This is a genomic window from Pseudonocardia xishanensis (assembly GCF_039541715.1).
In the GTDB taxonomy this organism is placed as follows: domain Bacteria; phylum Actinomycetota; class Actinomycetes; order Mycobacteriales; family Pseudonocardiaceae; genus Pseudonocardia; species Pseudonocardia xishanensis.
Genome location: NZ_BAABGT010000048.1, coordinates 1 through 14,057 on the forward strand (window position 1 = coordinate 1; position 14,057 = coordinate 14,057).

Here is a 14,057-nt window from a genome sequence, read left to right on the forward strand (position 1 = left end):
TGCTGCCAGGACCGCCGACACCGACGGGACCGGGCCCACTACTTCTGAAACGACGTCTTATCGGGACTTCCACGGCATCCCGCACGACCTCGGCACCGCTGTGGTCGTCCAGTCCATGGTGTTCGGCAACCTGAGCCAGGACTCGGGGTCCGGTGTGGTGTTCACGCGCAACCCGGTCTCCGGCGAACGCGAGTTGTTCGGCGAGTATCTCGCTGCGAGCCAGGGGGAGGACGTGGTGGCGGGCACCCGTACCCCGTCTCCCGTCGCTGAGGCACTGAACCCGATCCTGCTCGACGAGTTGACCGAGACGTGCGCCCGCCTCGAGGCCTCGCACGCCGACGTGCTGGACATCGAGTTCACCGTCGAGGGATCGAGGCTCTACTTCCTCCAGGTGCGCAGCGCCAAGCGGACGCCCGAGGCCGCGGTGCGCATTGCTGCGGACCTGCTCGCCGAGGGGCGTGCGTCGCTGTCGGGTGCACTGTCCGGGGTGTCACTGGAGCAGATCAGGCAGGTCCAACGGCCGGGCTTCGACGAGGCGGAGGTCGAGGAGGCGCGCCGCGCCGGCCGCCTGGTCACGACCGGGACCGGAGCGTGTCCGGGCCAGGTCAGCGGCCGTCTGGTCGTCGACCCCGACCGGGCCAAGGAGATGGCCGAGCAGGGCGAGAAGGTCATTCTCGCCCGGAGTATCACCAGCCCCGCCGACCTGCACGGCATGATCGCGGCCGAAGGGATCGTCACCGCGACCGGCGGCTCGACGAGCCATGCGGCCGTCGTCGCCCGGGCGCTCGCCACGCCGTGCGTGGTCGGTGCCGACGAGATAGTCGTCGACGAGCACGCCCGAACTCTGCGAGTGGGGGAGTCGTCCATCGCCGAGGGCGAGCACGTGTCGCTCGACGGCGCGACGGGTGAACTCTTCGCGGGCGCCTTCGCCACTGCCACGCAGGGAGCCGCGACCGCTGCGCTCTCGTCGCTGCTCGACACGGCGCGCCGCGCGGCGGACTCGGCCGTCCTGGGGCGCGTGACGGTCGCCGCCGACGTCGCCCCGGTACTCGCTGCCGGTGCTTCAGGAATCGTGTTCCCCCTCGACGCCGCTCTTGCGGCGGCGGGCGAGCTGGGCACGCTACGACTCGCCGTCGCCGAGCGGGGCCGAACCGGTTCCGACCTGCACGAGACCGTGGCCGCGCTGGTGGAGCAGGCGGCCGCGCCGGTGCTCGCTGCCGCGGCCGGCGCCGAGGTCGTGGTGCGATCCATCGATCTCCGCAGCGACGACCTCGCCGGTCCCGGCGAAGCCGAGGTGATCGACGGCCTTGAGCGGTACCTCCCGCTCGGAGTCGAGGGCCTCCTCGACGCGCAGCTCGAGGGTTTGGCGAGAGCGGCGGCACGGGCCGGCGACAAGGCCGGCGTCCGGCTCGCTGTGAGCCATCTCGACGACGTCCTGGAAGTCGCGGCGGTCCGCCGGGCAGTGCAGCAGCACGGGGACCTGATCCGGGCCGACGCCTTCGTCACCAGTCCACGAGGAATGCTGGGTCTCTCGGCCCTGGCGCGGGACCAGGGTGGGGTGTGGGTGGATCTACCTGCGCTGCAGGCCGCAACCCGCGCCATCCCGCTACATCTGCTCCGCGCGGCGGACCCCCTCGACGCGTACGCGGCGCGGGGACTGACGAGCTCGGACCCGCGTGTCACCGTCGACCCCGCGGTGGCCCGGCTGTTCGAGGTGTTGTCATCCCGGCCCCCTACGTCCGGGGCATCTGTCGACGGCGCCCTCACCGTGGCTGTCGACCTCGGAACAGTCGTGACGGCCGATTCGGCGGCGCTCCTGCACGCGCTCGGCGTGCGCCGGTTCGCCGCGGACGCCCCCGAGGTCCGGCCGCTGCTGCTGGCGTTGGGCAAGGCCGCGTCAGCGCCCGACGAGCCGTGAGCCCTCAGCCCCAACCGAACCGAGCGCCCCTGGAGGCGACCCATGCGACTGGCCAAACCACACCTCGACATAGGTCTGTTCACCACGGACGTCCCGGCCCACTGCGCCTTCTGGGGCGAGGAGGTCGGCCTACGGCTCGACCATCGGCTCGAGGTCTCGCCGGATTGGGTCCAGTACCGGTATGACGCCAACGGCTCGGTGATCAAGGTGAACCACCGAGCCGGCGGCCTGACGACGCAGCCCCCCTCCGGGTTGACCGGACTGACGATCGCACGCTCTGGCCTCACGAACAGCTGGGCCGGGAAGCACCCGGACGGCGACCCCGTCGAACTCGTGGCCCCAGACACAGATGGGATCGTCGGAATCGGGATCACCCTCTCGTCCAGAGACCCGGAACGCCTGGCGCACTTCTACGCCATGGCGCTGGACTTCGAGCGCCTCGAGCGCGACGTACTCCGCTGCGGAGACACGATCGTCCGCATCGTGGACGGGCCCAGCGGCAGCGACGTCGACGACTTCGCCGCCACAGGATTCCGGTATCTCACGGTCCAGGTCTTCGACGCCGACGAGGTGGTCGCCGCGGCCGTGCGCGGCGGCGGCCGAGTCGTGCGCGACGTGGCCAACCTGGCGGGGGTCGCCCGCTACGGCTTCGTGTCCGATCCGGACGGGAACTGGATCGAGATCTCCGCCCGAACGTCACTGACCGGGACCGAGGTCACCTGACCAGAGGTCGGCCATGCGGATCGAGGCGTGCACATTCGTCCTAGTGGGCTGGCACGGACGTTCGAGTCCTGATCACCGCCCGGGGCGGACACTGCCGCTCGACCGTCCAGACCTTCCGCACTCACCTCGAGGAGCAGAGCGAATGAAACTCACAGCCCGACAGCGCAAGCTCCGCAAGGAGTCCCGGGAGTTCGCGCAGACGGTCCTGCGCGAGTTCAGCGGCACCGCCGACAACCTCCCGGACGCGGAGGCGCGGTTCCTCGCGACCAGACCCGCGTACGAGAAGCTGGTGTCGGCGGGCTACCTCGCGAAGTGCATCCCGGAGGCGGTGGGCGGTCAGAGCAAGGGCCTGCTGGACACCGCCGTCCTGGTCGAGGAGCTCTATCGCGAGGACGCCAGCGTCGCCCTCACGCTCATTGGAACCATCCTGGGTCTGCAGCCGGTGGTCGTCGGTGGGTCGGACACCCAGCGCAAGCAGTTCCTCGCGCCGTTTCTCACCGAGACCGACGCCCCCCTCGCCGGGTTCTGCCAGAGCGAGCCGGGTGGTAGCGCCAACGTCGCCGCGCCGGCGCCTGCCGAGGGCGTGCGAACCCGAGCTGTTCGTGACGGTGACGGCTGGGTGCTCGACGGACGCAAGAAGTGGGTCTCCTCCGCCACCGGGTGGGACCGGAAAGGGGCCGACCTCCTCTGTGTGTTCGCCCGGACGGATCCGGACGCCTCGCCACTCGAGTCGGTGTCCATCATCGCGGTCGAGCGGCCGGCGGACGGGATCAACGGGCTCGTTCTGGAGCGGGCCATCGAGACTCCGGGCCACCGGGCGCACCTGCTCCCGGAGTTCGCACTGCAGGACGTCCGCGTCCCCGCCGAGAACCTGATCGGTCCGGAGGGCGGCGGCTTCGCCCTGTCCTCAGCGAGCTTCAGCAGCGCCAACGCGCTCATCGGTGTCCTGGGTGTCGCACTCATGCGGGCGGCGTTCGAGTACACCCTCGCCTTCGCGCGGAAGGAACACCGCGGGGGAGCCGTACCGATCATCGAACACCAGGCCGTCGGCTACGCCCTCGCCGACGCCAAGGCGAGCATGGAAGCGGCGCGCTCCCTGAGCTGGCGAGCCTGCGCCGCCTTCGACACCGAGCACAAGGCCAAGGACGAGCTCGCCGCGTACGCCAAGATCTTCAGCTCCGAGACCACTGTCCGCGTCATCACCGAGCTGCTGCGCGTGGTCGGGGTCGACAGCTACGAGAACGACTGTCCGCTGAACGGCCTGCTGCATGACGCCCTGGTTCTGCCCGTCTTCGCGGGCGGCAACCTCGGAGTGCGCCGCAAGTGGGTGCACGGCCTGCTGCAGCGCCCTGACTACGACTCGCTCAGTGCAGCGGACGGCAGCTGAACCCGCAGATCTCGCGCTGCCGAAAAACCCGCCCCTCCGGGGCGACACCACACCCTGTGATCGACACGAACGGAGAGAACGACGTGGACACCAAGACCGTTATCGTCACCGGGGCCTCGAGCGGCCTGGGGCTCGCCATCGCGGAGGCTTACCTCAAGCTCGGCTACAACGTCGTGGGCAACGCCCGGACCCAGGAACGCCTGGACGAGGCCGCCGCCAGCATCGGGAACCCGAAGAACTTCGTCGGCGTCGCGGGCGACATCGGCAAGCCCGAGACCACCGAGGCCCTGTTCTCGAAGGCGATCGAGGCATTCGGGAAGGTGGACATCCTGATCAACAACGCGGGGATCTTCCTTGCCAAGCCGGTCGCCGACTTTACCGGTGACGACCTCGAGTCGATCATCTCGACCAACCTGAAGGGCTGGTTCTACCCTGCCCAGGCGGCGGCGAAGCACATGTCCGCCAACGGGGTCGGACACATCCTCACGATCACAGCCTGCATCGCCCTCCAGCCGAACAAGAACCTGCCCTGTCTGCTGACGCAGATGACCAAGGGCGGACTCGACCACGCGGTGAAGGGACTCGCCCTGGAGCTCGCTTCGACCGGTGTCCAGGTCAACGCGGTCGCCCCCGGCATCATCGACACCCCCATCCTCCCGCGCGGCGAGGAGAACTGGGCGTTCTTCCGGACGCTGGCCCCGAACAACAAGACCGGTGTCCCCCAGGACATCGTCGACGCCGTCCTGTACCTGACCGGTTCGGAGTACGTCACCGGCTCCATCGTCACCGTGGACGGGGGCTCGACCACCGGGGTCTGGTGACCTGGGCACCCTGCCGCACGCGACCGCAAGGAGCTGGACGATGAGCGATCGATCTCGCACGGCTCCGAGCGGTGCCTTCAACTTCCGCGACCTCGGCGGCCTCCGTACGAGGGAGGGCCGATGCGTACGTCGAGGAGTCCTCTTCCGCAGCGACACTCTCCAGGCGCTCACACAGGAGGATGTTGCGTTCCTGGTCGACGACCTGCGCCTCGAGCTGGTCGTCGACCTTCGGTCAGGCCAGGAGGCCGTGGCCCAGGGGCGCGGCCTCTTGGCCTCCGCGGCGGTCTGCTATCTCAACAGTCCGCTGACCGAGGCCAAGTCCTCTAATGTGCCGGCCGACGAACAGGCTCTGGCCTACTCGCTGGACCATATCGCCTCGCCTCAGTCGTTGCTCGCGACGGTCGTCCGAATACTGTGCGCCCAGGCGGGCCGGCCCGCCCTCGTCCACTGCGCTGCGGGCAAGGACCGCACCGGGCTGGTCTCGGCCCTGCTCCTGAAGCTGCTCGGCGTGGACGAGGAGGAGATCGTTCTGGACTACCTGCGCACGGCGCAGGCGATGCCCCGCATCATGGAGCGCTTCGAGGAATGGTCCTTCTACCGTGAGCACATGAGATCGGTCCCGCCGGAGCTCTATCGCGCCGAGGAGCACACGATCAGGGGCCTTCTCACCGGGCTGGAAGAGCGTCACGGGGGCGCGGAGACGTGGGCCCTCACACGCGGGATAGGGCTCGACGACATCGACCGGCTCCGGCGCGCATTGCTGGAGCCGGTCCCGGCCGGGCAGGCGTACTGACCGCCAAGCAACCCGGTCGACGCCGCCCGAATGCGCAATTGTCCTAGTGGGCGGTGCCCGACGGTCCAAGAGGACGGACGGCGACTCCCGGAGTATCTCGGCAACGGCATGACTCTCCACTCGACCGTGAGCGACGAGGCCACGCGACGACGCAGAGGAGCAGCCGGACACAACCCGCCGAGCAACGGACAGGACAGATGACCCGCAACCGTCTGATCTTCAACGCCTTCTCGATGAACGTGGTCTCGCACATCTATCACGGCCTGTGGCGCCACCCCGACACCACACAGATGCACTTCGACAAGCTCGAGACCTGGGTAGAGCTCGTCAAGCTGCTGGAGAAGGGCAAGTTCGACGGCATCTTCTTCGCCGACGTCGTCGGCATCGACCCCGCCTACAACGGCAGCTGGGACACCTACATCCGTGAGGGCATGCAGATGCCCTGCCACGACGCGTCCGCGCTCTGCGGCGCGCTCATCGGCGTGACGGAGAACCTCGGGCTGACCTTCACGAGCTCGATCCTCACCGAGCATCCCTTCAGCTTCGCTCGCAAGGTCTCGACCTGGGACCACCTGAGCAACGGCCGAGTGGGCTGGAACATCGTCACCAGCGCCACCCACAACGCCGCCCAGAACTTCGGCCACGACCGGATCGTCGAGCACGACCGACGGTACGAGTGGGCTGAGGAGTACATGGACGTCGTCTACAAGCTGTGGGAGGGCTCCTGGGACGACGGCGCGATCCTGCAGGACCGGGTCAACAACCTCTACGCCGACCCGGACAAGATCCACCGGATCTACCACCAGGGTGACTGGTACAAGGTCCTCGGACCGCATATGTCCTCGCCCTCTCCGCAGCGGACCCCGGTCCTGTACCAGGCGGGCCAATCGAAGGTCGGGCGGGAGTTCGCCGCGCGCCACGCCGAGGAGACGATCGTGGTCTACCCGACGATCGAAGGTGCCATGAAGGGCATCCCCGAGCAGCGAGCCCTCGCCGTCGCCGCCGGCCGCGATGCGCACGACCTGAAGATCATGCAGGGCTTCTCCTTCGTCGTCGGCAGCACGGAGGAGGAGGCCTGGCGCAAGTCGGAGGAGATCGACCAGTGGGTCAGCTACGACGGTCTCGCGGCGCACATCAGCCGTGACATGGGAATCGACCTGGCCAAGTACGACCCTGAGATGCCCATCGAGCAGACGGACATCTCCGGTGTGCAGGGCTACGTGCGGATGTACGAGGACTCCCACCCGGGAAAGAAGGCCCGGGTCGAGGACGTCGTCAAGGCGCTGTCGTATAGCAGCCGGATGGTCGGGACACCCGAGTCGATCGCCGACCAGCTCGAGCAGTGGCAGGACGCCGGCATCGACGGCGTCAACATGATCTGCCAGTTCTTCCCGGAGTCCTACAGGGACTTCATCGAGCACGTGATCCCGGTGTTGCAGGACCGCGGTCTGGCGCAGAAGGAGTACGCCGAAGGCCCGCTGCGGGAGAAGCTCTTCCCCGGGTCCGGTGGTCGTCTACCGGCCCGCCACCCGGCCGCGCGCTACCGCAACAGCTTCACCGACGCGGCCGCGGGGAGCGCGAGCGGGACCGCCGCGAGCTGGGATCGCGCGGCGAGCTGAACGCAGCGTCGCGGGTGTCGTGACCGAGGGCCGGGCGTTGGACGCCCGGCCCTCTCGCGTCAGTGACTTCCCCTCACATGTATCCACCGCGGTTGTGAGGTCGCCGTGACAACTCTTTACGCCTCGGCAACTGCGCCGTGCGGTCGGTCCGACAGCCTCGGAGTCGACCAACAGAATCGACGCCCCACTGCACCAGCTTCGACGGGCGTGATCGTGCGGAGGTGGAGCACGGTGCAGTACTGGACGACGAACGACCAGCCTGTCGGAGAGCAGTTCAGCTACTGGCGAGAGGTCCTCTGCCAGGCGTTCACGCCGTTGGCCGCCGAGCGGTCCGGCACGAGCGCACAGACCGGCCTCACGAGTTGGGTCAGGGGCGACCGTCTGGCCTCGGTGAACTGCGTCGAGGTGTCGTCGCGGACCCAGCTCATCCGCCATGGTGCGTCGGAGATCCGGCGGACCAACGACGAGCACGTCTTCGTCAACCTGATGCTGCAGGGGCAGTGCCGGGTGACTCAGCACGGGCGGTCGGTGGTCGTGCGTCCCGGCGGTTACTCGCTGGTCGACACGACGAGCGAGTACGACCAGGAGTACGTGGAGGACCCGAACGGTGGCGAATGGCGGGTCCTGTCCTTTCGGGTGCCGCGGACCCAGTTGGTTCCCCTGCTGGCCGACTCGAGCGCTTTCACCGCGGTGGCCCACGACGGCAAGCTCGGCGGCATCGACCAGGTCGTGGTGTCCACGATGCTCTCGATATGGGAAAACCTCGGCCGGCTCGAGCAGGCCAGCTCTCAGGCTGCGGAAGCTGCCTTGGTGGCAGTGCTCGCGTCGACCGCCGGAGCGACTCGGCAGCCCGCTGAAGGCGAGGTCGAGGACCTCGATGCAGCGCTACGAGCCTCGATCAACCGACACGTCGCCCTCAACCTGAGAGACGGCCGCACCGATCTGTCGGCAACGCGGACAGCCGCGCGGTTCGGTATCTCGGTGAGGAAGCTGCACAAGCTCTACGAGCTGACGGACCGCAGCTACGCGCGCACGGTGCTCGGGCTCCGACTCGACGCCTGCATACGCGAGCTGACCGACCCCGCCACGAACTACTCGCTCACCGACATCGCGACTCGGTGGGGCTTCTGCGACCTGTCACACCTCAACCGGGCGTTCCGCGTCAACCTGGGATGTCTGCCTTCGGCGTATCGACAGAAGGGCGCGGCAGCGGCCATCGCCCCCACGGAGCTCGAGAACGCCCCCGCGCTGCCGCAGCCCCGCGTGTCGTGATGAGGAGGCCGGGAACGAGGCCTCCTCATCACGGCCTACCGCCTGTCAGAGCGCGACGTTGACGGCCTTGGTCTGGGTGTAGAGCTCCACCGACTCCGCGCCGAGCTCACGACCCCAGCCGGACTGCTTGAAGCCGCCGAATGGCATCGCGGTGTCGAAGCCGTTGTACTGGTTGATCCACACCGAGCCCGCTCGCAGGCTGCGAGCCGTCCGGTGGGCCTTCGAGATGTCGCGCGTCCAGATGCCCGCAGCGAGCCCGAAGTCGCTCTGGTTCGCCGCCGCGGTCACGCCCTCCTCGGCGTTGAACGGCAGCGCCGCCACGACCGGGCCGAAGATCTCCTCGCGGACGATGCTGAACTCAGGCTTGACGTCGACGAAGACGGTCGGCTCGATGAAGTAGCCGTCGTCGCCGAACCGCTTGCCACCGGTGAGCGCCCGAGCGCCGTCGGCGAGTCCCTCGGAGAGGTAGCGCGACACCTTGTCGAACTGCTCCTTGGAGACGAGCGGGCCGAGCTGGCTCGTGGGGTCGAGACCCGGGCCGATCTTGACCTGGCTCGCCGCATCCGCCACGGCCTGAGTGAACTTGTCGAAGATGCGGTCCTCGACGAACAGGCGGGTACCCGCGACACAGCTCTGTCCGTGGTTGAACAGCCAGGCGTTCAGCGACCCCGGCACCGCGATGTCGAAGTCGGCGTCGGCGAACACGACGTTCGGGCTCTTGCCGCCGAGCTCCAACGACACCTTCTTCAGGTTGCCGCCCGCGGCCTGCACGATGAGCTTGCCGACCTCGGTCGAACCTGTGAATGCGACCTTGTCGACATCGTTATGCGCGGAGAGGGCAGCGCCCGCGTCACCGAAGCCGGTGACGATGTTGACCACGCCGGGCGGGAACCCGGCCTCCTCGAAGAGCTCGCCGAGGAGCAGGGCTGTGAGCGGGGTCTGCTCGGCGGGCTTGAGGACCACGGTGTTGCCGGCGGCCAGGGCCGGCGCGATCTTCCAGGCGGCCATCAGCAGCGGGAAGTTCCAGGGCACGATCTGCCCGCACACGCCGAGCGGCTCGCGCAGCGTGTAGGCGTGGAACTGCGCGCCTTCAGGCGCGAAGGGCATCGACACGTTGACCGTCTTGCCCTCGATCTTCGTGGCCCAACCCGCGTAGTAGCGGAAGACGTCCGCGGCCCAGCCGACATCGACGACCTGCGCGATCCCGGCAGACTTGCCGTTGTCCAGCGACTCGAGCTGCCCGAAGACCTCGGCCCGCTCGGTCAGGAGGTCCCCGATCCGCCAGATGAGCCGCTCACGCTGGTTCGCCTTCATCCGCGACCAGGGGCTGTCCTCGAACGCCTTCCGGGCTGCGCGGACGGCTCGGTCGATGTCCTCGGCCTCCCCGTGGGCGACCTCGACGAGAACACCGCCGGTGGCCGGGTCCTCAGTCGAGAAGGTGCGCCCGGAGGCTGCATCCACCCACTGCCCGTCGATCAGCAGCCGTCCCGGCCGGGACAGGAACTCTCGGACATCGCTGTGAAGCGAGGTCTCCGCCGCTAACGTCATCGTGACTCCTCGTGTCGAAAGTGACGAGGTAAGGGTGGCGCTCCGATCGGTGATCTCCTGTTCCACAACTGGACAGCCGACCCCCGCAGCGAGTTCCGGGCGCGCCGACACCGGTCCTGCACGTTCATCCAACGCGATTTGCAGTTCTGTTCAAGCCAGGGTGGCCCCGGGTGACGACCATCTCTCCCAGCGTCCGGACGCGGCGAAGCCCCGGACATCGAGACGGAAGAGGAGCCCGATGACTCTCGACTTCACGCTTGACGCGGACCAGATGGCCGTTCGGACCCAGGCCAGGGAGTTCGCCACCACAGTGCTGAGCGGCGTGGACGAGGCCATCGCTCCGTTCGCCAAGCCGGAGGAGCGCTTCTACGCACTCCGGCCGTTCTATCAGCAGATGGTGGACGCAGGATTCGTCAAGGCGCTGATCCCGGCCGAGTACGGCGGCGCGAAGTTCACCTCACTCCAGTTCGTCCTCGCGGTCGAGGAGATCGCGCGGGTCGACGTGAACGTCGCTTCCGCCGTGCTCGGCACCGGGCTCGGCCTCTACGCGGTCAACAATTTCGGCACCGAAGAGCAAAAGCGCCGCTTCCTGACGCCGTTCTGCGGGAACGAGCCCAAGCTCGCCGCGATCGCCTACACCGAGGTCACGGGAGGCGCCAACTACGACAGCCCCGACCCCAAGGTGGGCGTGCAGACCTTCGCCCGCATCGAGGGTGACGAGATCGTCCTGAACGGCGCCAAGCACTACACGACCAACGCGTCCGGCTGGGAGGGCAAGGGCGCCGACCTGATCGCCGTCGTCTGTCGGACCGACCCCGCGAAGCCCCCGCAGGAGTCCCTGGCGGTCGTCATGGTCGAGAAGGGCACGCCGGGCGTCGAGATCACCGGCATGATCGACACGATCGGGCACCGCGCGACGAACTCGCCGCGCGTCGAGTTCAGGGACGTCCGCGTCCCGTTGAACAACATGATCGGGCAGCCCGGCGACGGCATCAACATGGTCAAGAGCGCCTTCTCCTGGACGTGCGCACCCATCGGAGCCGCCTGCGTCGGACGCATGCGCGCCGCGTTCGAGTACGCCTATGACTTCGCCAAGACCGACAACCGGTCGGGTCCGCACCCGGTCATCGAGTACCAGAACGCCGGCTACATGCTCGCGGACATCAAGATGCGCATCGAAGCCGCGCGCTACCTATCCTGGAAGGCGGCGGACCACTTCGACAAGACCGGCGGCCAGGACCGCGAGATCTCGAACATCACGAAGGTGTACGCCTCTGAGCTGTCGGTCCAGACCGTCTACGACGCGATGCGGCTCGTCGGCGTCGACGGGTACGGCGACAAGACCCCGATCGCCGCGATCATGCAGGACGTCCTGTGTTTCCCGGTCTACGACGGCGGCAACATGGGCGTTCGCCGACGTGCGCTGCACGAGATGCTGATGGAGCCCAGCTACGACCACCTGGCGTTGGCCGAGAACCGGCTCTCGACCGGCAACTAGGCGACGACATCACCTCGACGGCGTGCGGACGGACTTGTCCGCACGCCGTCGTCGTACTGGTGTTGCCGACGTAAGGACCTAGTTCGCGGACGCGAGGTCGGCCGAGCGCGGGGCCGCCAGCCTCACGAGCTACCCGGCCCCATCGCTGCATCGTGGCGCCGATCGGCTAGTCACCGCCCCGGAGGTGCTGAAGGGCCGCGGAGAACAGGTCTCTGCCCTGCTTGAGGGGCGCCACAGGGATGGCGAACCCGCCGCTGCTACTCGTGTCGCTGCCCTCCTCGGTCAGAGTCCAGCTAACGCGGACGTCGTCCGAGTGGTCGGCCGCGACGACACAGAAGTCGTCGGCGTCGGTAACCCAGGGGACGTCGGGCCGAAGCGACTCCGGGGTCAGCGTCACGCGGACGCCGTCGTCGTCGGAGGTCCACTCAACCGGGTAGTTAGCCGGGACGAAGTCGTGGCCGGCGAAGCCTGAAGTCCAGACAGGACCCGGGTGGACGATGACGGGCGCGATCGCGCTTTCCAGGTTGAAGTCGTCCAGCTCGAGGTGATCGACAGCTGTGCAGCCGTGGAACGTGAGTCGTAGCTCGGGTCTGGAGAGGAAGCGGCCTCGGCTGGTCACGGAGATCCGAAAGCCGCTCAGCGCCACGCCGAGGAGATGGCGCTGTCCAGTGGCCATCTTCATGGTGCGCTCCGCCCTCCACGTCGCGAGACGTTCGGCCCTGTGCCCCGCCGTCAGGCCGGCCTCGGTGAACTCCTTCTCCTCGCGGTCATAGAGGTCCGAGAAGATCGAATCGAGACCTTCCACCCGGTGGACAGGCCCCGCCTCGAACGCCAAGTCCAGCGTGGGACGGGCCCGGCGAGCGAGAGCCCGCTCGACGAGCGAATTCACCTCGCCGGCACGGGCAGGCCTGGTCTCGGAGTGCGCGCGGACGTAGATGGCGCCGTCGGTGACGCTGTCCTGTCCCTTCTGACCGTGGAAGCTCTTGTGGCAGGGGAACGGTCCTTGCCCGATCTGAGGTGGCGCGCCGACGACGAACAGGACGTCGCGGTCAGGTCCCACCGGAACTCGACCGAACTCGTACGACGGGAAGCTTGGACCCAGGTACGGACTGAGACGGTTCGCGATCTGGTGCGGCTCCACGTCGCGGGAGACTCCTGGGGCGACACCGCGCGCAGCGCCGAGGATGAGTACCGAGTGCCCCTGGAAGTGCGCCGAAGCCGTCTCCACCGGCCGGTTGGCGGTTCCGAGAAGGAACTTTGCGATCTTGATGAGGTCCGAGGTCTGTGTGAGGTCGATTGTGCTCTTGACCTCGAGATACCCCGTCTCGGCAGCGTCGCCGAGCTCGACGACGTGTTCGAGGATGGCGCGGAGGGCGTTCTCTCCAAGCGGCACGATAGAGGTGTCCACCCGACAGATCCTTCCGCAGCGCGGTTGGCGATCACCGGAGCGTGCGGCTTGATGACCGCTCACGCTGCAGATCGCCTACTCACGTGGCGCGGTCAGCGCCGGAGCTCGCACCGCGGAGCGCAACTGCACTGTGGCCGCGGTGTCGGGGATCAGTGGGCGCAGTCGGGCGCGGTCCGTGCGTAGCGTGTCGGCGAGGACGAACGCATCGAACCGGTCGTCCTTGTTCCCGGCCGAGCCGTTCCGGCTGCGCAGGTTGTGGACCCGGTTCGGGCTGATCACCACGACCGTGAGGCCGGCCTCGAGGAGGGTGTCGACGACTTGACCGTCGGCGCGCTCGATCGCGATTTCCCCGACACCGGCGCGGCAGAGCCGACGGACGAGCTCGCGCAGCCCCGCGCCGGTGGCCTCGACGAGGAACTGCTCGGCGACGGTGCCGCGGCCGTCAACGATGGCGACGGCGTGATCGGCGGTCGCCCAGTCCAGGCCGGCCGTGACGTCGCCGGGTGCAGTCCCGGGCAGGCACGTCGAGGTCGGGGCAGGGGAGCGGGTCGTGGAGAGCGGCATGTTGTCCTTTGTGCAGCGGGGGTGGTGGTCGCGCCCGTGGGGAAGGTGCTGGATCGCGGCTCCCGCATTGCTCGCTGTTCGACGCTCGTGTTGGCGCTCAGCCCTTGTCGACGGTCCGCGCGACCCAGGTGACCACCACGCCCCGCGTTTCTAAGGGCGGACGTCACGTTCGCGTCGGGTTAGCAGGGCAGTGGCCTGGTGGCACCTCGGGTGCATCGACGACGAGATCGCCGCCGACGCCTTCCGATAGTGGACCAGTGGGCTTAGCACGGCCTCACTCACGTTCAAGGGTGCTCCGCTGCGCTCCGCATCGCCTTCCGGCGACGGACTTCGTCCGCCCTTGACAACCCCATGTCAACCTCTGTGGCCGGATCTTGCTCGGGCCGAGGCCTCGGTGACGTAGGCGCTCAGGGCCGCGCTGGCCGTGTAAGTGCTGGTGGGCGCCCTGCGGGCGGGGCCTGTCGGCCCTGGCGTTAACACGGTCGACCTCCCGGTCAAGGGTGCTC

At 68.2% G+C, this 14,057-nt stretch carries 11 protein-coding genes; 8 read left to right on the plus strand and 3 right to left on the minus strand.

The genetic code is table 11. The features are described 5' to 3' along the window. From ABD993_RS18595 to ABD993_RS18625, 7 genes are all read left to right on the plus strand, one after another. Nucleotides 1-1,918: PEP-utilizing enzyme (locus tag ABD993_RS18595; protein ID WP_345419719.1), on the plus strand; the 1,918-nt coding region annotated here is incomplete at its 5' end. Between the two features lie 42 nt (nt 1,919-1,960). Then, on the plus strand, nt 1,961-2,641 hold the full coding sequence (locus ABD993_RS18600; protein WP_345419722.1) for a VOC family protein: 681 nt from the start codon (nt 1,961-1,963) through the stop codon (nt 2,639-2,641). Nucleotides 2,642-2,783: 142 nt separating this feature from the next. Further along, nucleotides 2,784-4,028 (plus strand): acyl-CoA dehydrogenase family protein, encoded by a 1,245-nt coding sequence (locus ABD993_RS18605; protein ID WP_345419725.1) that lies wholly within the window; start codon nt 2,784-2,786, stop codon nt 4,026-4,028. An 83-nt stretch (nt 4,029-4,111) separates the two neighbouring features. After that, the gene (locus ABD993_RS18610) at nt 4,112-4,849 is read left to right on the plus strand and encodes an SDR family NAD(P)-dependent oxidoreductase (RefSeq protein WP_345419726.1); all 738 of its coding nucleotides are present in this window, start codon (nt 4,112-4,114) and stop codon (nt 4,847-4,849) included. A gap of 40 nt (nt 4,850-4,889) precedes the next feature. Further along, nucleotides 4,890-5,642: a tyrosine-protein phosphatase gene (locus ABD993_RS18615; protein WP_345419729.1), complete on the plus strand. Its 753-nt coding sequence runs from the start codon at nt 4,890-4,892 to the stop codon at nt 5,640-5,642. A 197-nt stretch (nt 5,643-5,839) separates the two neighbouring features. Further along, on the plus strand, nt 5,840-7,261 hold the full coding sequence (locus ABD993_RS18620; RefSeq protein ID WP_345419732.1) for an NtaA/DmoA family FMN-dependent monooxygenase: 1,422 nt from the start codon (nt 5,840-5,842) through the stop codon (nt 7,259-7,261). Between the two features lie 231 nt (nt 7,262-7,492). Continuing rightward, nucleotides 7,493-8,533, plus strand: coding sequence for a helix-turn-helix domain-containing protein (locus tag ABD993_RS18625; RefSeq protein WP_345419735.1), 1,041 nt, complete (start codon nt 7,493-7,495; stop codon nt 8,531-8,533). Nucleotides 8,534-8,578: 45 nt separating this feature from the next. On the opposite strand, the gene ABD993_RS18630 is transcribed toward ABD993_RS18625, so the two are convergent. Continuing rightward, the gene (locus ABD993_RS18630; RefSeq protein ID WP_345419738.1) at nt 8,579-10,081 is read right to left on the minus strand and encodes an aldehyde dehydrogenase family protein; all 1,503 of its coding nucleotides are present in this window, start codon (nt 10,079-10,081) and stop codon (nt 8,579-8,581) included. A gap of 238 nt (nt 10,082-10,319) precedes the next feature. Here ABD993_RS18630 and ABD993_RS18635 point away from each other — a divergent pair, with 238 nt between their 5' ends. Beyond that, nucleotides 10,320-11,579, plus strand: coding sequence for an acyl-CoA dehydrogenase family protein (locus ABD993_RS18635; protein WP_345419741.1), 1,260 nt, complete (start codon nt 10,320-10,322; stop codon nt 11,577-11,579). 166 nt (nt 11,580-11,745) lie between these two features. Here ABD993_RS18635 and ABD993_RS18640 read toward each other — a convergent pair whose 3' ends face one another. Next, nucleotides 11,746-12,987: a hypothetical protein gene (locus ABD993_RS18640; RefSeq protein ID WP_345419744.1), complete on the minus strand. Its 1,242-nt coding sequence runs from the start codon at nt 12,985-12,987 to the stop codon at nt 11,746-11,748. Nucleotides 12,988-13,062: 75 nt separating this feature from the next. Then, nucleotides 13,063-13,551, minus strand: a complete 489-nt coding sequence (locus ABD993_RS18645; RefSeq protein WP_345419747.1) for an IS110 family transposase — start codon at nt 13,549-13,551, stop codon at nt 13,063-13,065. Between the last annotated feature and the right edge of the window lie 506 nt (nt 13,552-14,057).